Origin of the sequence: Ilyobacter polytropus DSM 2926, from assembly GCF_000165505.1 — a bacterium.
Classification (GTDB): Bacteria; Fusobacteriota; Fusobacteriia; order Fusobacteriales; family Fusobacteriaceae; genus Ilyobacter; species Ilyobacter polytropus.
This window is the reverse complement of sequence record NC_014632.1, coordinates 1091640-1116856: the sequence shown is the minus strand read 5'-3', so window position 1 is coordinate 1116856 and position 25217 is coordinate 1091640. Positions and strand designations below refer to the sequence as shown.

Annotated in this window: 25 protein-coding genes; 14 read left to right on the top strand and 11 right to left on the bottom strand. The window is 31.2% G+C overall.

Annotated elements, in window-relative coordinates; translation table 11 throughout:
• Nucleotide 1 precedes the first annotated feature (1 nt).
• The 13 genes from ILYOP_RS15130 to ILYOP_RS05095 all read left to right on the top strand — a co-directional run bounded on the left by ILYOP_RS15130 (nucleotide 2) and on the right by ILYOP_RS05095 (nucleotide 13614).
• Nucleotides 2-535: an N-acetylmuramoyl-L-alanine amidase gene (locus tag ILYOP_RS15130; protein ID WP_013387468.1), complete on the top strand. Its 534-nt coding sequence runs from the start codon at nucleotides 2-4 to the stop codon at nucleotides 533-535.
• 1 nt (nucleotide 536) lies between these two features.
• A complete protein-coding gene (locus tag ILYOP_RS05150; protein ID WP_013387467.1) occupies nucleotides 537-794 on the top strand; it encodes a hypothetical protein in 258 nt (85 codons plus the stop codon).
• A complete protein-coding gene (locus ILYOP_RS05145; RefSeq protein ID WP_013387466.1) occupies nucleotides 791-1282 on the top strand; it encodes a hypothetical protein in 492 nt (163 codons plus the stop codon). Before ILYOP_RS05150 ends, ILYOP_RS05145 begins: the two co-directional genes overlap by 4 nt.
• Before the next feature lie 319 nt (nucleotides 1283-1601).
• Complete coding sequence (locus tag ILYOP_RS05140; RefSeq protein ID WP_013387465.1) at nucleotides 1602-2792, top strand: Fic family protein; 1191 nt, start codon at nucleotides 1602-1604, stop codon at nucleotides 2790-2792.
• Between the two features lie 243 nt (nucleotides 2793-3035).
• Complete coding sequence (locus ILYOP_RS05135) at nucleotides 3036-4124, top strand: HNH endonuclease domain-containing protein (RefSeq protein WP_013387464.1); 1089 nt, start codon at nucleotides 3036-3038, stop codon at nucleotides 4122-4124.
• Nucleotides 4125-4143: 19 nt separating this feature from the next.
• Nucleotides 4144-4920: a DUF6946 family protein gene (locus ILYOP_RS05130; protein ID WP_013387463.1), complete on the top strand. Its 777-nt coding sequence runs from the start codon at nucleotides 4144-4146 to the stop codon at nucleotides 4918-4920.
• Nucleotides 4921-4969: 49 nt separating this feature from the next.
• On the top strand, nucleotides 4970-6037 hold the full coding sequence (locus tag ILYOP_RS05125; RefSeq protein ID WP_013387462.1) for an HNH endonuclease: 1068 nt from the start codon (nucleotides 4970-4972) through the stop codon (nucleotides 6035-6037).
• The gene (locus ILYOP_RS05120) at nucleotides 6030-6419 is read left to right on the top strand and encodes a (deoxy)nucleoside triphosphate pyrophosphohydrolase (RefSeq protein ID WP_013387461.1); all 390 of its coding nucleotides are present in this window, start codon (nucleotides 6030-6032) and stop codon (nucleotides 6417-6419) included. The genes ILYOP_RS05125 and ILYOP_RS05120 overlap by 8 nt, the downstream gene beginning before the upstream one ends.
• A gap of 186 nt (nucleotides 6420-6605) precedes the next feature.
• Nucleotides 6606-7610 carry a hypothetical protein gene (locus ILYOP_RS05115; RefSeq protein WP_013387460.1) on the top strand — a complete coding sequence of 335 codons (1005 nt, stop codon included), beginning with the start codon at nucleotides 6606-6608 and terminating at the stop codon, nucleotides 7608-7610.
• 118 nt (nucleotides 7611-7728) lie between these two features.
• The gene (locus ILYOP_RS05110) at nucleotides 7729-9177 is read left to right on the top strand and encodes a hypothetical protein (protein ID WP_013387459.1); all 1449 of its coding nucleotides are present in this window, start codon (nucleotides 7729-7731) and stop codon (nucleotides 9175-9177) included.
• Between the two features lie 388 nt (nucleotides 9178-9565).
• The gene (locus tag ILYOP_RS05105; protein WP_187288101.1) at nucleotides 9566-11920 is read left to right on the top strand and encodes a DEAD/DEAH box helicase family protein; all 2355 of its coding nucleotides are present in this window, start codon (nucleotides 9566-9568) and stop codon (nucleotides 11918-11920) included.
• A 9-nt stretch (nucleotides 11921-11929) separates the two neighbouring features.
• Nucleotides 11930-12505, top strand: coding sequence for a class I SAM-dependent methyltransferase (locus ILYOP_RS05100; RefSeq protein WP_013387457.1), 576 nt, complete (start codon nucleotides 11930-11932; stop codon nucleotides 12503-12505).
• 158 nt (nucleotides 12506-12663) lie between these two features.
• The gene (locus ILYOP_RS05095) at nucleotides 12664-13614 is read left to right on the top strand and encodes a calcium/sodium antiporter (RefSeq protein ID WP_013387456.1); all 951 of its coding nucleotides are present in this window, start codon (nucleotides 12664-12666) and stop codon (nucleotides 13612-13614) included.
• Nucleotides 13615-13793: 179 nt separating this feature from the next.
• On the opposite strand, the gene ILYOP_RS05090 is transcribed toward ILYOP_RS05095, so the two are convergent.
• The 10 genes from ILYOP_RS05090 to ILYOP_RS05045 all read right to left on the bottom strand — a co-directional run bounded on the left by ILYOP_RS05090 (nucleotide 13794) and on the right by ILYOP_RS05045 (nucleotide 23323).
• Nucleotides 13794-14138, bottom strand: a complete 345-nt coding sequence (locus ILYOP_RS05090) for a histidine triad nucleotide-binding protein (protein ID WP_013387455.1) — start codon at nucleotides 14136-14138, stop codon at nucleotides 13794-13796.
• Between the two features lie 17 nt (nucleotides 14139-14155).
• Complete coding sequence (gene rpiB, locus ILYOP_RS05085) at nucleotides 14156-14611, bottom strand: ribose 5-phosphate isomerase B (protein WP_013387454.1); 456 nt, start codon at nucleotides 14609-14611, stop codon at nucleotides 14156-14158.
• A 59-nt stretch (nucleotides 14612-14670) separates the two neighbouring features.
• Nucleotides 14671-15864, bottom strand: a complete 1194-nt coding sequence (locus ILYOP_RS05080; protein ID WP_013387453.1) for a homoserine dehydrogenase NAD-binding protein — start codon at nucleotides 15862-15864, stop codon at nucleotides 14671-14673.
• 125 nt (nucleotides 15865-15989) lie between these two features.
• Nucleotides 15990-18602 (bottom strand): pyruvate, phosphate dikinase, encoded by a 2613-nt coding sequence (gene ppdK, locus ILYOP_RS05075; protein WP_013387452.1) that lies wholly within the window; start codon nucleotides 18600-18602, stop codon nucleotides 15990-15992.
• A gap of 161 nt (nucleotides 18603-18763) precedes the next feature.
• Nucleotides 18764-19591 (bottom strand): pyruvate, water dikinase regulatory protein, encoded by an 828-nt coding sequence (locus ILYOP_RS05070; protein ID WP_013387451.1) that lies wholly within the window; start codon nucleotides 19589-19591, stop codon nucleotides 18764-18766.
• Nucleotides 19592-19604: 13 nt separating this feature from the next.
• A complete protein-coding gene (locus ILYOP_RS05065) occupies nucleotides 19605-20231 on the bottom strand; it encodes a CBS domain-containing protein (protein ID WP_013387450.1) in 627 nt (208 codons plus the stop codon).
• Nucleotides 20232-20522: 291 nt separating this feature from the next.
• The gene (pfkA, locus tag ILYOP_RS05060) at nucleotides 20523-21485 is read right to left on the bottom strand and encodes a 6-phosphofructokinase (RefSeq protein ID WP_013387449.1); all 963 of its coding nucleotides are present in this window, start codon (nucleotides 21483-21485) and stop codon (nucleotides 20523-20525) included.
• Between the two features lie 301 nt (nucleotides 21486-21786).
• Nucleotides 21787-22335 carry a gamma carbonic anhydrase family protein gene (locus tag ILYOP_RS05055; RefSeq protein ID WP_013387448.1) on the bottom strand — a complete coding sequence of 183 codons (549 nt, stop codon included), beginning with the start codon at nucleotides 22333-22335 and terminating at the stop codon, nucleotides 21787-21789.
• A 106-nt stretch (nucleotides 22336-22441) separates the two neighbouring features.
• Nucleotides 22442-23068, bottom strand: coding sequence for an OmpA family protein (locus ILYOP_RS15125; protein WP_013387447.1), 627 nt, complete (start codon nucleotides 23066-23068; stop codon nucleotides 22442-22444).
• Nucleotides 23069-23080: 12 nt separating this feature from the next.
• Entirely contained in the window at nucleotides 23081-23323 is a 243-nt protein-coding gene (locus ILYOP_RS05045; protein ID WP_013387446.1) for an SH3 domain-containing protein, read from the bottom strand.
• Between the two features lie 152 nt (nucleotides 23324-23475).
• Between ILYOP_RS05045 and ILYOP_RS05040 the strand changes: the two genes are divergently transcribed.
• Nucleotides 23476-23802: a hypothetical protein gene (locus tag ILYOP_RS05040; protein WP_013387445.1), complete on the top strand. Its 327-nt coding sequence runs from the start codon at nucleotides 23476-23478 to the stop codon at nucleotides 23800-23802.
• 29 nt (nucleotides 23803-23831) lie between these two features.
• On the opposite strand, the gene ILYOP_RS05035 is transcribed toward ILYOP_RS05040, so the two are convergent.
• Nucleotides 23832-25157: an SH3 domain-containing protein gene (locus ILYOP_RS05035; RefSeq protein ID WP_013387444.1), complete on the bottom strand. Its 1326-nt coding sequence runs from the start codon at nucleotides 25155-25157 to the stop codon at nucleotides 23832-23834.
• Nucleotides 25158-25217 lie beyond the last annotated feature (60 nt).

The following is a 25217-nucleotide window of genomic DNA, read 5'->3' as shown; positions in this document are numbered from 1 at the left end:
TATGAAAAGAGTTGTATTGGTTCCTGGACATTCGTTTGTTGATCCTGGAGCAGTAAATGGAAGATTGAATCTAAAAGAATATGACTGCGTATTAGAAATGACCTTAGAGCTTTTTAAAGGCGATGACTGGAAAGATATAGATATTGTTTTGAAAGGAAGAAACACGTATGGAACTCTTCCTGAAGAAATTAACTCGTTGAATGCGGATTATGTAATTGAGTTGCATTTGAATGCTGCAGATGGAAAGGCCCAGGGCACTGAGGTTCTTTACTGCGAATCCTCCAAGACTGGAAAGGAGATGGCTGGGATTATACAGAGTAAGCTTGTAAAGCACCTTAAGTATCCTGATAGAGGAATTAAAGCAATAGGCAGTGAAGAAAGAGGAGCTAATATCCTGTGGAAGACAAAAGCTCCCTGTGTAATAGTAGAATCATGCTTTATAGATTCTCTGAAATATAAAGAAGAACTAAAGCTCACTGAAACAGTAACGGCCCTCAAGCAGGGAATAAGAGAAATTGTAGATAGGCGGATATAAAATGATGACATTAATAGGTCTGTTATTAAAAGATGTAAGATTGGGGCTAATAGCAGTACTGTTTTTTATTTCATCATATCTTTGGAGAGAAATCGGGAGATTGCAGGGAGAGCTTAAAAAGGTGGAAATATATCTAGATAAGAAAAAATTGGATAAAGAGGACTTTGAGTTGTATAGCGGCACACATAATGAGGTGCACAAAGGCATTCTGGAACATTTAAAAACAGCAATAGAACTTTTGAAGGAGAGGATAAGATGAAAGAGTTTATGACAATAGGAAACTTTATATTTTTGATAATGTTTGTAGGATCAATTTTTGCGGTGGTAAAATTTGGGGGAAAGCAGTATATATTTAATGCCATTTATCAATTGATGGTTCAGGCTGAAATTGAGCTAGGGAATGGGAAAGGAGAGGAAAAATTGTTCAGGGTATTGGACCTGTATGATAAGTCTATAAATTCTTTGCCATCTATTCCTAAGTTTATTTTAAAGATTTTATTTTCCAAGAAAAAAATTATAAATTATATAGAAAAACTGGTATCTCAAATCAATATATATTTTCGAAATCACTATATAGAAAATACAGAATCAAAAATAGAGGTTATAGATAAATTTAAAAATAAAGCTCTGAACGTTGAATTTTTTGGAGATAAAACTTTAGTGAGTAACTCTCAAATTGAAAATATAGCGGATGATTTAAAAGTGGGAATACTAAATGGTGATGGCAAGGTGTATGCCAGGCTTTAAATATAGAAATGATTTTAATGGAGATCAGGAACTTAGTATAGAGGGTGGATTTGAATATCGGTTTTAATAAATCAAATTAATTGTTATGTAATTTTGAAATATATATTTAAATATTAGAAAATCAGGGTTTTAAACTCTGGTTTTTTAAATTTAAAAATGAAAAACATCTAATTTATATCTTTAGCTTTTGATTGACTTTTCTATTGTATATAGATAGAATACTTATTAAATAAGTTTATAATTAGAATTAAATTAGTAGGAAACTAGTAGTAAATAAGTATAATATTTAGAGTTAAATTTAATTGAGGGGGCGATAGTTATGGAAAAATACAATTCACCAAATTATATGAATAAAACAGACCTATTATATCGCTTGAAACCAGGGGAAGAACTAGAAGTAAAATGGAATGAATTATTGGAATATCGAAAACAAGAGGCGGTTGAATTACCTTTAATTGATCAAAAGGGTAAAAATATTTTTGTAGTTTTGTCAAAAGAACTGAAAGAAAGAATAGCTTTAATTGATGATTTAGCTAAAAAAAATATTTTTGAAGAATTAGATGAAGAAGTTAAAAGAAATGTAGTTATTGACGCTCAAACCGATGAAGCCTTTTATTCAAGTGTAATAGAAGGCGCCCATACTACTAAAAAGCGTACAAAACAAATGATTGAAAATGAGGTGAAACCTAAAAATAAAGATGAAAAAATGGTATTTAACAATTATCAGGCATTATTTTATATTCTGGGAAATATTGGAGAAGCCATTTCAGAAGAAGTTCTTTTAAAAATATATAATATAGTAACAAATGAAACTTTAGATAAAGATGAAATTGTTGCTAAATATCGACTGGATCAAAATGAAGTAAGAAATTTAGAGGCAGTGATATATGTGCCTCCAGAAGCTGAAAAAGTTCAAGAAATGATGGATTCTTTGTTTGAATTTATGAGTAAGGATGATGATGAGAGAATTCATCCTATTTTAAAAGCTGTTATTTTTCACTATTATTTTGTATATGTCCACCCTTTTTATGATGGGAATGGCCGAACTGCACGTGCTTTAACTTATATGTATCTTTTACAAAATGGATATGATTTTTTTAAATATTTCTCAATATCTAATATAATTTCCGAAGCAAGAGGCAGCTATTATAAAGCCATAAAAAATTCTGAAGATTATGAAAGTGATGTCACCTATTTTGCTCTTTTTTATACGAAAATGATTTTGGATAGCATAAAAAAAGTTACTGGTGATTTTAAAAAACAATATTTGAAAAAAGTTATCTACAGTGAGATTGAGCATAGAGGTTTATCAATAAATGATCGTCAGGAAAAATTAATAGATAAAGTTATTAAATTTGATAAAAGCTTTATTGATATTGCTTTTTATATTAAATTAAATAAGGTTTCTCAAGAAACCGCTAGAAAGGATTTAAGTGATCTGGTAGAAATGGAGATTTTTTCCAAGAAAAAAGTTGGAAGAAAATTTCATTATATATTAAAAAACAACTAATTGATATAATATTAAGCTTAAGCGGTGAGTGTAAGTAGTACGTCAGAGTTTAGGTATAGAAATGATTTTAATGGAGATCAGAAACTGAGTATAGAGGGTGAATTTAAATATAGAGTTTAAGTGAAAGTCGGATTATTCCGACTTTTTTATATGACTTATATACGTAGACTATAGGAGTTTAATGGGATATACTATTTACTGAAAGGGATATTGGTTTCAATGAAAAGATTCTGGAGGGTTTAGATGGAATATATTAAATTGCCGATAAGTCAAAGATTAAATATCCAAGCTTTTTCTAATATGTTGGATTTAAAATATATTCAAAATAGTTATAAATTGTATTGGTTCTATGCGGTTTTTGAAGAAATAAAAAATGGGAAAGAAAAAATTTTATTTAAAGAATTAATTTTAAGAATGATTGCAAAATCCTGGTACTCTTTAATTGAATATAAATTACATTTTGGGGGGATAGACCAGTTAAATAGAGTAGTAATTTATTTATACAACAATTATGGATTTGAAAAAGATATATTGGAAGAAGAGTTGATTGGGAAATTAAATGAAATTAAGGATGAAAACTTAAATTATTTTATAAAAGAGTTTTCTAAATTTGTTCCGTACAGACTATTATCCCCTTTCTATCCTGAGTTGACAGGAATAAAGGATCAATATAAAAACAATATTATTTTGGAATTGTCAAATAAAGGGGATATGGGAATTTATAAAATAAATAAGCAAGAAAAAAGTATTGAAATTAATGAAAAGTGGTTCAACTATATATTTGAAAATCAAGCAATAATGGAGGGATGGATTTTAAATAAACTCATTTTTTTTCTTCAAACCAGAAATCCAAATGTTCCTGCAATACCATTTAAAATCTGCGCTCCACTAAAAAGAAATCTAACCGGGGCCAAGAAATACTGGAAAAATGTAATTGAAATTAATAAAATAAACAACATTTATACAGATAAAATTTTAGGATCAGAAGATACTATAAGTATTGATCACTTTGTACCATGGAGTTTTGTTCTTCATGACGAATTGTGGAATTTAATACCAACAACAAAGGAAATAAATAGTAGTAAGAGTGATAAATTACCTTCTCTGGATAAATTTTTAGACAGATACTGTGATATTCAGTACATTGGATTAAAAACAGCTCTTAATTATAACTTTGGAAAAAAAGAAATTGAAGATTATTTTACCATAAGTAAATATATGGACTTAAATAAAAATATTCCTAAGGAGTATTTTATAGAAAACTTGAAAAATACGATTATTCCTATTTATCAGATAGCATATAATCAGGGATTTATGATCTGGGACAAATAGAAATTAAAGGAGAAATAAAATGATTATAAAAAATAAAAATACAGGAAATATAATCAATAATGTTACTGACTGGAAAAATGAATGCCCGCCTAAAAACGTTATGAAACAATGGAAAAAAGGTTATAGCGCCTATGAATTAGCATCTGAATACGTAATTAATAGATCTCTTTCTATTCAGCAACTTTTTTTATTAAATGGAAGAGGATCCAATCTTAATATTGAGTTTGCATACCCTGAATATCAAACAAAAATTGATGAATACGGTCAAGGAAGGGTACATGATTTATTGTTACTAGCTACTCATGATTCAGAAGATATTTTAATATCTGTTGAAGGAAAAGTTAATGAGTCATTTGGGAATTATGATTTATCTAATTATTACTTAAAATCTAAAATTGATATGCTAAATGGACAGGATTCTAACAAATGCTTAAGAATAGAAGGAATTTTAAAAAAGTTATTTGGAACTGAAATTCCTAAAAATATATCTGGAGTTAAATACCAATTGCTTACAGGGTTGATAGGAACATTGGAAGAATCCATAAATAGAAATATTAAAAAAGCTTATTTTATTATTCAAGTTTTCAATACAAATTTTAGTGATAAAAATAAAATAGCTGCAAATCATAAAGAGATGAATAAACTTATCAAAATTTTAAAGGATAAGGGGAAAAATCTCGGTCTGTGCATACTCCAAGATTATCAAAATCTCGATGAAAATCAAATTGTAGGTCCATACATACTCCAAGACTATCAAGACATGGAATTATATATCGGTTATTTGAAAACTCCATAGTGAGTATTTTATATAGTGAATTATAGATAAAAATTAAGGAGGTTTGGCTTTGAACAGAATAGTAAAAAAAATAGAATTAAAACATAAAGGTAAAAATTTTATAATCACTCATTCATATCAAAATGGCTCTACATCAACAATAGTTGAAGATAGCAGTGGTGTAGAGTATCCTAGGCAGTCTAGAATTTTTCTAAGAGAAAAAGCTAAGCAATTAGGACTTTATGAAAATGGGTACTTGTATAATGATGGGATAGAGGTAGATACACATACTTATTTTAGAAATATTCATAAGATAACCCCATCTGGATTAAAACAAGGAGGTATATTAAATAATTCGGATTTATACAATGTTTTTAAATGTGGGAATTCAGGAGGCATGAGAAAAAGTAATACTACAAATAGTCTATTAATAATTTCAGATCATACAAAATCTCTTTATGATGATAGATGGGAAGAGGATGTTTTGTATTATACTGGTATGGGCCAGACTGGAGACCAATCTTTAGAATTTATGCAAAATAAAACTTTAAATGAATCTGGAAAAAATGGAATTACAGTTTATTTGTTTGAAGTATTTAATGCTGGAGAATATACTTTTAGGGGAGAAATAAAACTAGTAAAGAATCCTTTTCAAGAAGAACAAAATGATGCAGACGGAAACTCAAGGAGAGTTTGGATATTCCCACTTAAACTTAAAACTGTAGAAAAAGAAGTTCGATTAAAAGATTTAAAAAATATAATAGAAAAAAGAGAAAATAAAATAAGGAAATTAAGTGATGAACAGCTCATAAAAAATATAGCCAATTCAAGAAAAGTAAGTAGTAAACGGAATGTGGAAACCACAACTTATGAAAGAAATCAACATGTTGTAGAATATGCAAAACGAAGAGCAAAGGGTAAATGTGAACTTTGTGAGGAGGAAGCCCCATTTTTAACAAAGGATAAACAACCTTATTTAGAGGTTCATCATATTCAATGGTTGTCAAATGGTGGAGAAGATTCTATAACAAATGTGGCGGCTCTTTGTCCTAACTGTCATAGGAAAATGCATGCTTTAGATTTAGAAATTGATAAAAGTAAACTTAATGAAAAAGTAAAAGGTGATTTCAATGATTGAAGTAACTGCTGGAATAATTTTTAAAAATGACAAAATTTTGATTGCTAAAAGACCTTATGATAAAAAATTTGGTGGAAAATGGGAACTCCCAGGAGGGAAATTAGAAGTTGGAGAATCTATAGAGGAGTGCATGAAAAGAGAACTAAAGGAAGAACTTAATATCTCTATACGAGGTCATGAATACTATATTTCGAGTGATCACGAATATGATACTTTTAAAGTCAGGATACACTCATTTTTAATTAGAGACTATATTGGAGAAGTATTATTAATTGAACATGAAGATATTCATTGGATTAATCCAGAAGATTATCAAAACTATGATATTTTAGCAGCTGATCTACCTTTTATAAAAAAAATTATTAGAGGAGAATATGAATGAAAGATCAAGACAATTTTGGACAATATACTATAGTTAAAATATTAGCATTTTGAAAATTCTAAAAATTATATATAAGTGTGTCGAACTTCATGAACTAGTTCACCACAATTGTACCAATATAAATAAAAGTAAGATGAATTATAGGGAGATTTAGATATTAAATTCAATAAAATTTAGGAGAAGAATATGAGAAAAATAAGTATTATAGTTTTTATTATAATTTTAGAAATATTATGTTTAGCTGATAACTGGGATGAATATGATCTATATCTTATGAAAAATAATGAGATAACAAAAAATTTAAACTTAAATGATAGCCAAAGAGAAATTATTTATAGCTACCTTAATTCAATATATGACTCAGATAGTGCAATTGAGTATAGTAATTTAACAATTTATAAGTTGGAAGAGCTTCTTGAAAAATTTAAAAAACCGGGTTACGAGATAGATGAATTATATTTTGCTAAATTTTTACATCTCGTAAATACATGGAATGTAGCTTACTATTACGATTACTATTGGAATTATGTAGATATAAAAACTGGATTAAAAGATAATTCAAAAATTACATGGAATTATTCTAAGAGAGATGTAGTAACAAATTTTTATAAAGAAGCAATACCTTTTCATAATTTATTTTTTAATTTAAATTGGGATGGCTTTTATCGTTATTGGGACACTAAGAAAAAAAAATATAAAAAAAGAACAGAAAATGATGCCGCTGTAAGAATTTATAACGCATTCTATAAAGAAAATAGTAGAGATATTTTCACAGAAAATTATTATAGAATGATAAGAGATTATCGAACTGAAAGAAATCTTTACTTTTACTCTCGGGCAAAACTAGAAGAATTAAGGTCCATACTTTATAGAGATTATGATAAAAATTATTTAAAAATAAAAATATTGAATAAATATCAAGAAAATTTAGAGTCATGCTTTAGAAACGTTGATTTTATAGCAAGATTAAAAATCTTTGATCTGCCGTTAAATTATGCAATGAACTATGAAAATATTTACGCAACAGCACTTATGTACGGAGACTTCGGAAAAGTTAATTCAAAAAATCAAAATTTAATGAAAAGATCAGCTTTAAATTTTGCGAAGATAAGTCCTCTTATTGGATATACAGTACACTCAAATACGCACCAACTTTATATAAATACTCAAAAAAATTTAAAAATTACTTAGGAGAAAATTTGTATAATGAAATTGCAGACCAATCAAAATTAGAGATGCAGTGGTTAAAAGTTTTGCCGAAAATAGAAATAAATTAAATTGAATTTTTTAATGAGATGAGGAGAGAGCTATGGCTTTAAGAAATGTAACGCTAATAATTTTTCATTTAATAATTTTAAGATTTTCGTTAGCTCTTCCGAGTAATCAAGAACACGCTAATATTTTTATTGAGCATTATGGTTTTAGTAGCGGGAATAATAAAGAATTAAGGTTGGCTGCTAAAAGTATAAGCTCCATAGTTGATGATATCAATAAAATGCCCTTTGGAGATGTAAGTAAAAAATTTGGTATGGAAGGTCATCGAAATTGGGCGCACTGGGGTTTTTCGGGAAGCATTCCATTTGAGCACAATGAATATTTACAAAACTTAATCAAGGAGGGAGTCACAAAACAGGAAATAGTATCAGCATGGAGAAATCAAGTTGATGCGATGACAGATGAAGTAATAAAATATACAGGCCTTCCTAGAAAGCAGGCAAAAGCATTTGCAGGATTAATTTATTCAGATCATATTTTAATGGATTATTTAGATAGTAAAACTTCTGCACTACAGGATATTAAATATATCCATGATGACATAATAAAAAATACTAGTGCAATCTTTGGGAAAGAGTCAGTGCAAGCAAAAAATATCGAAAATGGATTAAGAAAAATCCCTAAGAAATTTGTTACAAAAGAAAATATTGTTAAGTCAACAATAAAAACTATAGAAAAAGAAAATCTAGGAGAAAAAATGGGGAAGATCTATAGTAAGAATTTCCAAGATCATAAAATAAAGTTAGCAACGAAAGAACTTGTGAAAAAAAATGAACCCCAACAAAAAAGTTTTAGTAAAAAAGAAGTAGCAAGAAATGCAGCATTTGTAGCAGGATTCATATCAACCGTGGGAAATGGATGGAAAGTATACAATGAAGAACGAGAGATTGAAGAAGCAATAATTAATGTTGCAGAAGATACAGGTACAACCTATGTAGCAGTTTATGTTTCGGAAGGAATTATAGAAAAAGTAGGAGAAAAATATGTTGTAACTGCATTAACTAAAGATGGGGTAAATATTTCAACTAAATTAATCGGAACGTCTTTAAACTACGGATTAGCCACCTTTATATTTGACGAAACAAGAACAATATATTATTTGTCAAAAGGAAAAATAAGTTTAAATGAATTCACTGAAGATACAGTTAGAGCAGGTGTTAGAGCGGCTATTACTGGGGGTGCTGCTACTTGTGCTGTAGCTCTTGGTATTGTTCCTGGAGGTGCTGTAGTTACTGCGATATCAATTGGAGGGTACATAGTTGCAGATGCAGGTATAAAAAAATATGAAAGTGCAGTAGCTCAAAGTTATTTTGATATTGAGCATGTTTTAGGCAGTGTTTCTAAAGAACTTTTAAATAGAAAAGGGTTAGGATATATATCAAATAATAGTTTTGGAATAGATTATATACCTAGTAATACTTCTGGAATAGATTATATACCCAATAATAGTCCGGGGATAGATTATATACCTGGGAAAAGATAATGATTTTATTAAATAACCTAAGTTATTATTTTGAAAATAAATATCTTTATCAAATTTCTAATAAATTTAACAGTTTTTAATAGTTAGAAAAAAATTATATTTACACTATACAATTAGAATGGAATATAAAATATGATTTTGTGGATAGGCTAGTTCCCTTGGGGGCGCCAGTGATTTTAAAAATTAATTAAATTTGTAAAAAAGAGAGATTTTTTCATCGACCTCTCTTTTTTTGTATTTTATAAATATTATAGAAAGAAAACATTAAAAATAAGATAATCTTTAATAAAGTCCCCCTTGTTAATCAAATATTAGTTATGGTAATATTTATTATAGTTATTTTATGCTATACAAAATCAGTGATAATGAATATTTCGAGGCGAATTATATGAATTTAATAACGAATCAAAGCAAAAATATGTATCAAACTCTTTCTGAGTGCATCGGAAAAGCAAAAAAAATATATATTAATGTTTCTTTTATAAGAGATAGCGGGATAAAGCTGCTCATTAATGAACTGGAAAATGCAAAATCAAGGAATTGTGAAATAAAAATACTGACCAGCAATTACATGAATATTACCGAGCCAAATGCACTTTATAGGCTGAGTTCTCTTCAGAAAATTAAATTATTTAAAAATGACAATAACACTTCTTTTCATCCAAAGGCTTACATTTTTGAATACTCAGATACCGAAGGTGATGTATTTATTGGGTCTTCTAACGTATCTTATTCTGCTTTGGTTGATGGTGTAGAGTGGAATTATAATCTGAAAAAAACTGAAAATAAAAATTCTTTTGAACAAATAGTTGAACATTTTAAGGAGTTGTATGAAAAAAATAGCTTTGATTTAACTATTGAGTGGTTAAGAAAATATGAGAAGGAGTTTGTAAATAATCCTAATATTTCATTTGATATTTTACCATCTTCAAAAGTTCTAGAGCCAATTAAATTTCAGATACCAGCACTTTATGAACTTTCAGCAACTAGAGAAGAAGGTTTCAAAAAAGCAATGGTTATCGTTGCCACAGGATTAGGTAAGACTTTTTTATCGGCTTTTGATTCTCTTAATTTTAAAAAGATTTTATTTATAGCCCATAGAGAAGAAATTTTAATTCAAGCTATGGAATCATTTCAAAACGTACATTCGAAAGAAAAAGCATACGGTTTTTTCAAGGGTGATACAAAAGATAAGGATAAAGATATTATTTTTGCAAGTGTAAGCACCTTGGGTAAAAATGGATATTTAAATGAAAATTATTTTGATAAGGATTATTTTGACTATATTGTTGTAGATGAATTCCACCATGCAGATTCCCCGACATATAGAAAAATTATAGAGTATTTTGAACCTCAATTTTTACTTGGATTGACTGCTACCCCAGATAGAGCTGATAATGGAGATATTTATGAGTTATGTGACTACAATATTGCATATGAATGTAATTTGAAAACAGGTATTAATAATGGATGGCTTGTACCATTTGAATATTTTGGAATTTATGACGAGATAAAATATGATACGATTCCTTGGAGAAGTGGGAAGTATGATTTAAATATACTAGAAAATAGACTTATGGTTAAAGAGAGAGCTGAACAAATTTATGAAAAATATATTTTTTATAAAAACAAAAGAACTGTAGCTTTTTGTGCAAGTGTAAACCATTGTAAATTTATGAATAATTTTTTTAAAAATAAGAATATTAATTGTGATTTTATTGTAGGTGAAATTTCAAGTAAATCCAGGACTGAGATACTTGATAAATTTAAAAATGGTAAGTTAGATTTATTATTTGTTGTTGATGTATTTAATGAAGGTGTAGATATACCATCGATAGATACTGTGATGTTTTTGCGTCCTACAACATCATATACAATTTTTATTCAGCAATTGGGAAGAGGGTTAAGAACTTCCGAAAGTAAAACAAAGTTAAGAGTTTTAGATTTTGTAGGTAACTATAAAGGTGCTATATTAAAACCTTTATTTTTAAGTGGAGATTACAAACCTTCAGAAAAAGAATCCAAAATTATATCTCCGTTGGACGTGAATCTGCCTTCAGGATGTAGCGTGAATTTTGATTTGAAATATATTGACTATTTTAATAGTGTTAAGGAAAAATCTGAGCCACTGAAAGAAAAGTTAAAAAATGAATATTTTAGGATAAAATCTGAAATTGAAAAGAAGCCAACTATTTTAGATGTCTACACTCATGGGAATTATCCGATTAAAATATATTTAACAGAATTTAAAAGTTGGCTTAATTTTTTGAAGTATGTCGGAGACTTGTCTGACCAAGAGAAAAATTGGCTTGATAACAATATACATGATTTTTTAATGATGTTAGAAAAGACTAAAATGACTAAGTCTTATAAGATGCCAATTCTACTTAGTTTCATTTCTAATGATAAAATAGTAAAAAGCGTTTCCATTAAAGATTTAGAAAAAAACTTTAAAAGTTTTTATGATAATAGAATACATTTAAAAGATCTGAATAATAAAAATAATAAAAATTTAACCAATTGGTCTAGCAAAAAATTGAGAAGTCATATCTTAGGAAATCCAGTTAACGCTTTAATAAAAAGTTCAAGTAAAATATTTTTTTATGACAAATCTAATGGGACTTTTGAAATAAAAAATGATTTTTTTGAATATATAGATCAGAATTCTGATTTAATAAATGAAATTAAATTAAGGATTACTTATCGGATAAAGGACTATTTTAAAAGAAAATATGAGTTTTAGGAGAAGTTTATGACTATTGATTATTACAACAATAATGCTGAAGATTTTTTTTATAATACAGTTGAAGCTGATATGAATGAAGCATATAAACAATTTTTATCTTATTTTAATAATGGAGATTTTATTCTTGATTTAGGCTGCGGAAGTGGTCGTGACAGCAAATATTTTTTAGATAAAGGGTATAATGTTACCTCTGTTGATTTATCTGATGAGTTAATTGAAAGAGCATCAAAATTTATAAAACAAAAAGTCTTAAAATTAGATATGCTTAAAATGAAATTTGAAAATGACTTTGATGGAATCTGGGCCTGTGCCTCTATACTGCACATTCCTAAAAATAAAGTTTCTAAAGTCTTGTCCAATTGCTTCAAAGCCTTGAGGGAAAATGGTGTGTTATATGCTAGTTTTAAATATGGAGATTTTGAAGAAGTTAGAAATGGGAGATTTTTCAATTATTATGATGAAGCTAGTATAAAAAAAGTTGTTGAAAATTCAGAATTTATTTTAGAGAAGATTTGGATTACTAGAGATGTTAGACTTGGAAGAGAAAATGAAAAATGGCTCAATATTATATTAAAAAAATAATTTTCAGATTTTAATAAATAGAATATAAGCATAGAGATTGAATGTGTGTTTACTTATTTAAGCTTTAGAGAGGAAGAAAATTAAAATCAAATGGAATTTAAAGATGCTATTTTAACTACATAAGAATAGAATCATAGAGTTGTATAGGGGGTCAGGAAATGCAAAATTTAATATTTTTATTGATCGGTTTTATTCCATTGATTTACGGTGCAAATTTCCTTGTAGACGGTTCTTCTTCCCTAGCCAAAAAGTTTAACATACCCAATATTGTTATTGGTCTTACAGTAGTTGCATTTGGTACCTCAGCTCCAGAATTAATTGTGAATGTGTTTAGCTCTTTGCAAAAGACCAGTGATATAACCATGGGAAACATCATAGGAAGTAACATATTTAATATTGCTGTGATACTCGGGGTAACCTCTGTTTTAAAAAATCTTAATGTAAAGACGAGTACCACCTGGAAAGAGATACCTATGGCTTTAATGGCTGTTGTTTTAGTGGTTATAATGATTAACGATGTTACGATAGATAAAAACAAAATTTCAGAACTTTCAAGAATAGATGGTATGGTGCTAATATCTTTTTTTATAATATTTTTATCTTATACACTCTCTATTGTAAAATCTGGCAAGTCTGAGGAAAAGATAGAAATAAAAGAATACACTGTCTTAAAATCTTCCATGTTAACTATACTGGGTTTTGCAATGCTGGTAATAGGAGGGAAGGTCATCGTAATATTTGCAGTTAAACTTGCAAAATCCATGGATATATCAGAAAGGATAATAGGCCTAACTATAGTTTCTATGGGAACTTCTCTACCAGAACTAGCGACCTCCATCTCTGCTGCATTAAAAAATAACGTTGATATAGCTATCGGAAATGTAGTTGGGTCAAATATTTTTAATATATTATTTGTTTTGGGGATATCTTCAATTATCTATCCCATACCACTTTTAGATGGGGTAAATTTAGACATAGCTTTAAATATATCCTTGAATCTTCTTTTATTTTTATTCGTATTTTCAGGAAAGGGAAGAAAGGTAGAGAGATGGGAAGGTATCTTTTTTATAATGATTTATATACTCTACTTGGCATATCTTATTTATTGACAATTTTCCAATAAAGCCGGGTTTGTTAACTATATAATTTAATTTATGTAAGAAAAATTAAATTATAAGTTACATGCCCGATAATAATAAAAAGAGGGCTTGAAAATCAAGCCCTCTTTCAGAGTTATTTCAATAACTGTATTTTTGACCTTTTCTCTTAATTGTTCATTGATACTATTTTATTTGCTTAGCATTGGTCCTAAAGGTTTTCCCGCAAGAAGATGGAAATGCAGATGAAAAACTTCTTGTCCTCCATAGCTGTTACAGTTTGTGATCACTCTATATCCATTTTCAGCTACTCCGAGGTCTTTTGCTATCTTGGCCAGGGTAAGGTAGGCCTCCCCTATTAGGACACGGTCCTCAGGGCTTATATCGTTTATAGTGGGGATCTCTTTTTTTGTCACTACAAGGATGTGTATAGGGGCCTGGGGATTAATGTCTTTAAAGGCTATGAGATTTTCGTCTTCATAAACTATATCTGCAGGTATCTCCCTATTGATTATTTTTGTAAAAATTGTAGCCATTGATCTTCCTCCTGTTATTAATGATTACATCCACATTTACAATTTTTCTCTTCTAATTTACCTATTCTGACTGCATGTCTTCCACCTTCAAATTCTGTAGAAAGGAAAGTATCTAGTATATCCAGTGCCAGTACATCTCCAATTATTCTCGCTCCTAGCGCTAGGACATTGGCATCATTGTGTTGCCTTGTAAGTTTTGCCATTGTGGTATCTGTACATAGAGCCGCTCTAACACCCTTAATTCTGTTGGCTGCTATTGAGATTCCTATACCAGTACCACAAACTATGATTCCGCACTCTGCTTTTTTATCAAGAACTGCTTCTCCTACTGCTCTTCCAAATTCTGGATAGTCCACTGACTCTTTCGAGTGAGCCCCTAGGTCTAGTATCTCGTGTCCTTTTTCAATCAGATGTTCTTTAATCTTTTCCTTAAGCTCAAATCCTCCGTGGTCTGCTCCTAATGCTATTATCATAAGATCCTCCTAAAATATAATTTCTTACATTATACAGGAGTGGAGGTTAAAATTCAACATTAAGAAAATACAGGAATTGCAATTTTTATTTGGACACCTTCTTCCATGAGGTGTCTTGTAAATTCTTCTTTAATATCCCAAGATACTTTTTTAGTTTCTAAAAACAGTCTTTTTTCCAATTTAAACATATTTTCTATGGGAATATTATCTTCCAAAGAAATTGCTGTTATAAACTCTTTTATTCCGTCATACCATGGAATGCTGAATATATATTTGCCGTCCAGTTTCTTTTTAGGAGGCATCTCATTAATATCTATTTTTACAGGGTTTTTATTTCTTTTAAGAGTTAGAAGATTTATCAGATCGTCAAACATAGCTAAAGCTGTCTGTATTTCACCCATATTTTGACTAAGAAATTCCAGTTTTCCGTATTTTTCACCCTCTAAAAAAATCAGACAATCTTTTTGTGATATATTTGCCAAAATATCCTTAGTATTAACTGCCACAGCTCCGATATAATAAAATAAGTCATTATTGATTTTATGTAAAATACCCATTTCTTTTACAGCATACCCTAGTTGTTTGCACCCTTTAATATCTGCTTCATCAGGAATAGAAACAGGGTCTATTTTCATATTTTTTAAATCTATGACAGTATTCATACCGTAAAGAGCAAGGATTACAAGCTGGCTCATAGTTTCGTAATCTATAAAATTAAAAGATGTATTTTTTTCATCTTCAGAGATGGAATAATAGCTTGTTTTTACATCACTGAAAATTCCCCCTATACCGATTATTTTATCTCCGGTAAAAGCAGTCTCCAAAACTTTTGCCACAGGAATTCCACCGCCTACACAGGCATCGTACCTTATATCCACCTTGTTGTCAGACATGGCCTTTATGACCTCTTTTATATCTGATGCCAGAGCCTTACTGCTAGAGATAATCATAGGTCTCTTCCCCTTGAAAGTTCTTATTATATGTTTATTGACAAATTCAGCTTCTTTTTCTTCTAGAGCCTCACAGACAATGTCGATTCGTTCTCCGAAAATAACCTCTTCCATATTATCAGTTATAAATAAACCTTTTGATTTATATTCTTTTATCGTCTCTTTTTCTTCACTGTAAATTCTCTTTATTATAAGATCGATACCATATTCTTTCATTATTCGTGTATGATTTTCCTGTATTATATTTACCAGTGATTTACCTATAGATCCGAAACCAAGGATTCCTAGCCTTATTTCTTTCAAGATAATTCCTCCTTTTCTATATCTTTTTTACACTCAATATATTTATACTCTTTTTTTTACAAGCTTCTTTTATACAATATAAAATTAATATAAAAAAATAGCCGTTAAACGGCTATTTTAAAAAGTTATTTTTTTCTGCTTTTTAATTCTGCTTGAGCTGCTGCTAATCTTGCCACAGGAACTCTGTAAGGAGAGCATGAAACATAGTTTAAACCCACAGAGTGGAAAAATTCAATACTCTTAGGGTCTCCTCCATGTTCACCGCAAACTCCGAGTTTAATATCTTTTTTGACACTTTGTCCAAGTTCGATACTCATCTTTATAAGTTTCCCTACTCCCTTTGTATCCACACTTTCAAATGGATCTCTTGGAAGGATCTCTTTTGACTTATATTCTCCTAGGAATTTAGGAGAGTCATCTCTTGAAAATCCAAAAGTTATCTGAGTAAGGTCATTTGTACCAAAACTAAAGAAGTCAGCTTCTCCTGCGATTTCATCAGAAGTCAGACATGCCCTAGGGACCTCAATCATTGTTCCTAGTTTATATTCTATAGTTTCACCGAGCTCTTCAAAAAGTTTTTCAATGGCTGCTACTACTTTACTTTTTACATATTTAAGCTCATTTACTTCTCCTACAAGAGGAATCATGATTTCAGGATCTACTTTTATCCCTTCATCTCTCACTTTTATAGCTGCTCCGATAATTGCTTTTGCCTGCATCTCATATATTTCAGGATAAGTTACTGCAAGTCTGCATCCTCTGTGACCTAGCATAGGGTTAAATTCATGTAGAGAAGAAACTCTTTGTTTCAATTCATCAAAATCCAAATTCATATCATCGGCAAGTCTCTTGATTTCCTCGGCTTTACTAGGAAGGAATTCATGTAGAGGTGGGTCCAATAGTCTTACAGTTACAGGTTTACTTCCCATGACTCTAAAGATTCCGACAAAATCTTCTTTTTGAAGAGGCAAAAGCTTATCAAGGGCTCTCTCTCTTTCATAAGTTGTTTTTGCCACAATCATCTCTCTCATAGGCCATATTTTCTTTTCTTCAAAGAACATGTGTTCTGTTCTGCAAAGACCTATTCCTTCAGCTCCAAATTTTACAGCAACTTCTGAATCTTCAGGAGTGTCAGCATTTGCTCTGACTCCCATAACTCTGATGTCATCGGCCCATTCCATAAATTTCTTAAAGCTTCCACCTAAGCTTGCTTCTTCCTTTTCTATGCTTCCAAGATAAACTTTTCCGGTAGTTCCATCTAGGGAGATGTACTCTCCCTCTTTTATGACTACGTCTCCGACGATCATCTCTTTTTTCTCTTCATTTATTTTTATATTGCTGCATCCGCTTACACAGCATTTACCCATACCTCTGGCTACCACTGCAGCATGAGAGGTCATACCTCCACGTACAGTTAGTATTCCTTCAGAACCGTGCATACCCTCTATATCCTCAGGAGATGTTTCAAGCCTTACTAGGATACCGCCTTTGTTTAGTTTTATTGATTCAGAATTAAAGAAAACTTTCCCGCTAGCAGCTCCTGGAGAAGCAGGAAGTCCCTCTGCGATAGGTTTTGCATTAGCGAGACTTTCTTCACAAAAAGCCTTGTGAAGCATCTGGCTAATACTCTGAGGATCAACTCTAAGTACAGCCTCTTCTTTGGTTAATAATCCTTCATCCACCATGTCCACAGCAATCTGTACAGCAGCACTGGAAGTTCTTTTTCCATTTCTAGTCTGTAGGATATAGAGTTTACCTTTTTCAATTGTAAATTCTATATCCTGCATATTTTTATAATGATCTTCTAGAAGTGAACATATCCTTAAAAATTCTTCATAAACTTCAGGTAGGTCATCTTTTAGCCTCTCTATTTTGTGAGGAGTTCTTATACCAGCGACTACATCCTCTCCCTGGGCATTCATAAGATATTCACCATAGACACTGTTTTCACCTGTTGCCGGATCTCTTGTAAAAGCCACTCCAGTTCCTGAATTTTCACCCATGTTTCCAAAGACCATACTCTGCACATTAACTCCCGTACCTATATCCCCAGGAATATCATTTAACTCCCTGTATACTATAGCTCTCGGATTGTTCCAAGAATCAAAAACAGCCAGGATAGTCTGAAGAAGCTGCTCAAATGGATCTTCAGGGAAATCTTTTCCTATCTCTTTTATGTATATACTTTTAAAACGACTTACAAGGTCTTTTAGGTCTTGCGCAGTCATATCTACATCAAGATTATAACCTTTACTTTCTTTTAATTCATCGATGGCTATTTCAAATTTGTATTTAGGGATTTCCATAACTACATCTGAAAACATCTGTATAAATCTTCTGTATGAATCCCACGTAAATCTTTCATTCCCAGTCTCTTTAGCTATGGCTTCAGCAGTTGTATCATTTAATCCTAGATTAAGAACTGTATCCATCATTCCAGGCATTGATATTGCTGCACCAGACCTTACTGAAACTAAAAGTGGATTTTTTTCAGAACCAAATTTTTTACCTGCTTTTGATTCTAATTTTTTCATATTATCTTCTATTTCACGTTTTAAATCATCCCAGAGTATTTTCCCTTTATTATAGTATTCGTTGCATGCCTCGGTAGATAATGTAAATCCAGGAGGAACTGGCAAACCGATCTTTGTCATTTCTGAGAGGTTTGCTCCTTTCCCTCCAAGTAAGTTTTTAAGTTCTTTGCTGCCTTCTTCAAATGCGTATACAAATTTTGACATAATACCAAACTCCCCCTTGGATAAAAGATAGTAACAAAAAATTCAGTAAAAATATTTATTACTTACTGTTTTTTATTATTTTTCTTCTTCTTTTAAGAGCAGTTTCCTTGTATTTGATTACAATTTTTTTTTGTGACATAATAATCCCTCCTAATATATTTTTAATAAATTATTTTAAATCCGTTTTCTTTCATTATATTTATTATGATTTCAGAAGTCTCTTCTATTGCTTTTTGTGATACATCCACAACAGGACATCCTATTCTCTTCATTATATTTTCTGCATAATCCATCTCTTCTATGATTCTTCCCATTGAAGAATAAGCTGATCCCTCTTTAAATCCAATAGTTTTGAGCCTTTCTTCACGAATTTTATTTAAAACTTCGATTGAATTAGTAAGACCTATGATTTTTTTCTTAGGAACCTTAAATATATCCTTTGGAATTTCCATCTCTGGAACCAGTGGAATGTTTATTACTTTAATATGTTTTTTATTTCCAAGGTATATGCTAAGTGGTGTCTTAGATGTTCTGGATATACCTAGAAGTATGAGGTCGGCTTCATATATTCCTCTGGCATCTTTACCATCATCATATTTTACCGCAAATTCAATGGCCTCTATTCTACGGAAGTATTTTTCATCAAGTTTTTTATATATTCCTGATTCTCTTCTTGGAGACCTTTTGGTGAATGATTCTATTGCACTTACCAGTGGATTCAGCAGATCTATATTTCTAAAATTTCTCTCTTTGCAAAAGCTGCTGAGTACTTCTACATGGTCTAAATTGATCATAGTATGCACTATCAGGATGTTTTCGGCGCCATCTATTATTTTTAATTCTTGGTTCAGTTTCTCAAGGCTGTTTATATGAGAATGCCTTATAATGTCATATTCTCCAAACCCAAATTGAGAGAGAGCACATTTTGAAACTTGTTCTCCTGATTCTCCGAAAGAGTCTGAAAAAACGTGTATAGTAAATTTCTCCAAAGTTTAACCACCTCTATTTTTTTTTGAATTCGTCTACAAATATTCTTGTTATAGTTGTTTTGGAAATTTTTCCGAGAACCTTGTATCTTGTTTTTTTATCCTGGATGTCTTCCTCCACTACTGGAATGGAATCTATCTCGTGTTCGACCATTTTTTCTGCAGCTGAGTGTATGCTGTCGGTGGGTAAGCACACTATAATATTCGGCATTCTGGTCATTATCATACCAATTGGAGATTTATGATTTTCTTTTCCGCCCATTACGTGTTTCAAAAGATCTTTTCTAGATACTATACCTGATAGGTATCCGTCTTTTACTATGAGTAAACTTCCTGTATCCTTTAAAAAAAGTGATACGATAGCCTCATAAACAGTAGATTCTTCAGTAAGGACACTAGGGACACCCATATAAGTTTTGACCTGTTTATCTCCTAGTTTATTGCCACTTGTATTTCCCTCACCTAGGTATGTATATCCTTTTCTAGGCTTGGAATTAAGAATTTTATTTTTAGTTAATATAGAAAAGTCAGTTCTTAGGGCACCTCTGGTGAGTTCTAATATTTTTCCGATTTCATCACCTGTAATAGGACCTCTTTTTTTAACAATATCTATTATTTTCCTTTGTCTTTCTGTATAATCCAAATTTCAACACCTCTTTAAGTGTACACTAGATCAGTGTGTACAGCATTGTTTTCATCGTCTGTCTTCGAATAGAGTATACTATGCAGATATGCAAAATTCAAGTTCTTTTTAAGCAGTTTTTAATACTTTTAGACTGATGTACATCTAGGTCAGAATAACCAATCAATTCAAAAGTGTACACTTATATATGTTTTTCTCTTGCTGTTTTTTATTCAAGCGATAAATAAAAAAAATATCGCAATAAAAAAACAGAGACTCCTTTGGAATCTCTGTTTAAAAATTATATTAGTTTTATTTTGATAAGACTTGAGTTAATTCATAGTCTTCCATATGGTTTCTTCTCTGACCTTCCCAAGCATATTCAATAGGGTGAGTAACTATCTGGTTACCCTCTATACCGATCATTAGACATCCTTTTTCTTCTAAAAGAAGTTGTACAGCCTTAGCGCCCATTTTTGTACCAAGTACTCTGTCAAACCCTGATGGAGTACCTCCTCTTTGTACATGACCAAGCACTACGATTCTTACGTCAGTATGTACTTTTTTCTTTAATTCTTCTGCAACAGTATGAGCTGATCCTACTCCTTCAGCAACTAGGATAATATCATGAAGTTTACCTCTTCTTCTTCTCTGTTGTATCTGATAAGCCAACACTTCGATAGGATTGTCCTGCTCAGGGATCAATATTCCATCTCCCCCACCAGCCATAGAAGCGTAAAGAGCAAGGTCTCCGGCATTTCTTCCCATTACCTCTATAAGGATAGTTCTCTCATGAGAAGTAGCAGTGTCCCTTACCTTTTGTATAGCATCTAGAATAGTATTTAGACATGTGTCAAAACCTATTGTATAGTCGGTACCAGCGATATCGTTATCGATAGTTCCAGGAATACCGATTACTTTTATACCGTGTTCCTTTGAAAGAAGATCAGCACCGTGGAAAGATCCGTCTCCTCCTATAACTATTAGTCCGTCAATACCTCTCTTTTTTAGATTCTCAGCAGCAATTGCCCTTATTTTCGGGTCCTTAAACTCTGGACATCTTGCAGTAAGAAGCGAAGTACCACCTCTGTCTATTATTCCTCCAAGGTCTTGAGAGCTTATTTTAAATATTTCATCATTTAGCATACCTAAGTATCCTCTTTTTATTCCGTATACTTCCAGGTCAGTATTAAGGGCGAATTTACCTGCGGCTCTTACTGCAGCATTCATTCCAGGAGCGTCTCCTCCACTCGTTAATATGGCTATTTTTTTCAAAGCAATACCTCCTATATTGTAAATATATTTAGTTATAAAAATATCTATCGACCTAACTCTACAAAATATATTATAACTGTTTTTAGAGAATTCGTCTATATTATTATGAGTAAAAAACGAACTTATTTTATTCTCTAAAAGGTCGATAAATGATCAGTATACAACACACTCTTTACAACTTGTACTATTTACAGACTTTTAACAAAGGCTGGAGGAGTGTTGTTTGATAAAAATTAAAAAAATTAAATATGGTTAAAAAGTACCCTTGTTACGAAAAACGGTAAAATTACTTATCAAAAGATCAGACTATTTTTTCACCGCCGTAGACTTCGCCATCGGCGTCGGGCATAATACCATATCTTTTTGTCCAGAGGGTTTTATATTTTACAGCCTGGGAATGTATACTGTCCCACTGGTTTTCTACAGTTTTGATTATCTTACCTGGCACTCCTGCCACAAGGGAGTTTGGTGGAACAATTTGATTTTCTTTTACAAGTGCCCCAGCTGCGACTATACTCCCACGACCTATTTTTGCCCCTGTGAGTACAGTGGATCCCATTCCTATAAGGCAATGATCCTCTATTTCACACCCGTGAAGAACGACATTGTGACCTACTGTTACATAATCCCCTATAATACAAGGTTTGTTGTCTGCCACGTGTAAGACTGAGTTGTCCTGTACATTAGAATATTTTCCCACATATATATTAGACACGTCTCCTCTTGCTACGCAGTTGAACCAGATGCTTGAAAACTCATCCATTTCTACATCTCCTATTACTTTTGCTCCTTCTGCCACAAATGTTTTTTCATTTAACTTTGGTAATATACCTTCAAACTCTAAAAGCACAATTTTCCTCCCTATAATCTATACTAGTAATGGTATTTTTGTATTGAAAAAATATAAGTAAAAAAGGTTTCTATAGTTTTGCTATAGAAACCTCTGAATGAAATAATTATTTTTTTATAACTACCTCTATTCTTCTGTTTTTATCCCTTCCTGCCTGTGTTGCATTACTTGCAGCAGGTGTAGAGAAACTGTGCCCTTCAGTTATGATTCTTCCTGCATTAAGGCCTTTAGATACAAGATACTCCTTTGCACTCTCAGCTCTCTTTTGTGAAAGTTTGAGGTTGTAGTCATATGAACCTATATTGTCAGTATGACCGTCGATTTTTACAGACAACCCTTTATAAATAGTCAAAGCCTCATAAAGAGAATCAAGAAGAGGTTTAAAATCTTCTTTGATCTCGGACTTGTTGAAATCAAAGACTACATCTGTAGGCATAATAAGAGTAAGCTGATCTCTCTCCCTCTTGACGATTACGCCATTTTTTTCAAATACTGTCTCTGGGTTTATAAAGGAATCTATTGCATTGATATCTTTTTCTAAATTAGCCACATTTGTTTTTGCATCTAATATTCTAGTTTTATACTGGTCTATCATTGATCCTGTAGTGGCATTATTTTCCTCTATTTTATTAAGATTTTTTTCCATTTTATTCAACATTGCAGTTTCTTCATCTGCAGAACTACATCCTGAAAGAGCTGCTAAAGCTGCAAGCATAACTACTATTTTCTTCATAGATTTTCCTCCTTATTGAGATAGTGATTCTTTAATTGCTTCAACTTTTGTATTTAGCATATCTACATTTTTTTCCAGAGTCATAGTTTCATTTTTGAGGATCATAGTTTCATCTTGTAGTCCAGCTGAAGTTTTCTCAGCAGCAACCACCTTTTTCTCTAGCATTGTTATTTTTTCATTTACTTCTTCTACCTTGGATGAAGTACAACCTGCTAAGACAGTTATTACAGCTAACGACATTAAAATTTTCTTCATAATTGTATACCTCCTTAATCTTTTTTGTTATAGTTAAATTTTAGCCTGTAAGTACCAATAAATCAACTAAATTTTAATTTATTTTATTAATTTTTCAAAGGAGGATATATAATATTACACCGTATAACTTCATTGTAGAGGGGGTGTTTTTTATGGGTGTTTTTGATATTAAAGATAAAAATGAAAAAGCTATTATATCTTGCTGTAACTGTCGAGAACATTACGATGTTTTGAAACCAAGAGCCTTGAAAAAAAAGAAATTAGAAAAAGCTCACTGGGAGTTTCAGGCAGTAAAAGAAGATATAAATAATCTCTACGTATACAAATATTCTGAGGTGCTTTATTCTAAATGTCCTATTTGCGACACTGTCAATTATGTATACCTAAACAAGGATTTAGAGGTAGAAGTTTCACAAGAAAAACCAGAAGATACATTTCTTGCAAAAGAGCTTTTAGAGCATTGGATAGAAAAAAGCTGAGAATCATCAAGATTCTCAGCTTTTTTTATTTACATCACAATTACTGCCACATTGTCGTATACACTCTGATAATTTTCATTTGATATTTTTCCTCTAAGAACCCAGTCAAACAAGAATTTTGCATGTTCCTCTTCATTTCTTACACATTTTCTCGTTCCTGGGGAAGTTCCTAGGGTTCCTTCTTTCCAACCTCTGGTTGCCTCTTTATTCTCATCATAGCTAAAAGGTGTGGCGTGGATATAGCCGCCTCCTGAAAATCTGATAGCGTACTGGGCATACCCCTGTTTTTCACCTATTTCACTGTTATATGTCATTATTTTTTTTGCATTGGGAACCATAAAAAATCCTTTAGGAGTCCTAAAGCCCAGACGACTTTTTGAGCCTGTTTTTGAATAGACATAGGATATGAGAGTCCACTCACCTTTTATTCTCTGGAAAACTCCAAAGTTTTGATTGGTTGTATCAATAACAACTGCCTTATTGGGAGACCTGTTTATTTTAGGTGACTTTGATATAAAAGAATTGTGCACAGAGATTGATTTCTCAGTGGCATAAGAGACTTTAATTTTTGTCATATTATTCTCAGTGATTTCGTTTTCGTCTATTGATATTATTGTACTATCTGGAATAAATAGCGTTCCTCTTTCAGAATGTGCTGCAGCACTTTGATCTGCCACATTTCCATATCTGTCTTTTTTTCTTTTTAGGTTTACGCTGTTGGGATTTGGAACGTAGGCCCTAATAAAAGCAATCGTACGGTTTTTTTCTAGTTCACCGTTAATGAAAGTGTCTAACTTGTTTAGATTGTCAACCATTGTGTTAAACCTAAAGATTCTTTTTACTACCACGCCAGAGTGAACATAGACTTCCCTGCCACTTTTGTCTAATACCTTGTACCATTTTGTTCCCTGCTTGTTCGTAACCTCTTCAAGGAGAGGAAGTTTGTCTAGATAATTTGCATTTGAGATAATTGTACTTATAGTAGTAGGCCCTTCTCTCAGGTTTATTCGACGGCTTCTTACAAAGACATAATTTAAAGTTTCAGGAAGTTTACCAAAATATTTTCTTTCAAATTTTAAATTAGGTGTAATTTTTTCCTGAAAAACATGAATAGTTTCAGATTCTTCTGCAAGAGATTTTATTTCAGAGAGCTTTTGGTTTATTTCTGAGATTTCATTTTTAGAGGCTGTGATTCTTTTTTTGTAGTTTTTTATCTCCTTTTCAGAATTGGTATTTTCATTTTGTATCTTTGACAACTTATATTCTAAAAGTTGCACTTTAGAAGTACCTTCTTCTAGGGAAGCACATCCGTAAAATGCAGTGAGTGCAAATATAATAAGTAAAAATTTTTTCATAGGTCAACCTCCTGACAGTGTATTTGAAATTTTTTATAAATTTAATGGTTTCATATGGAT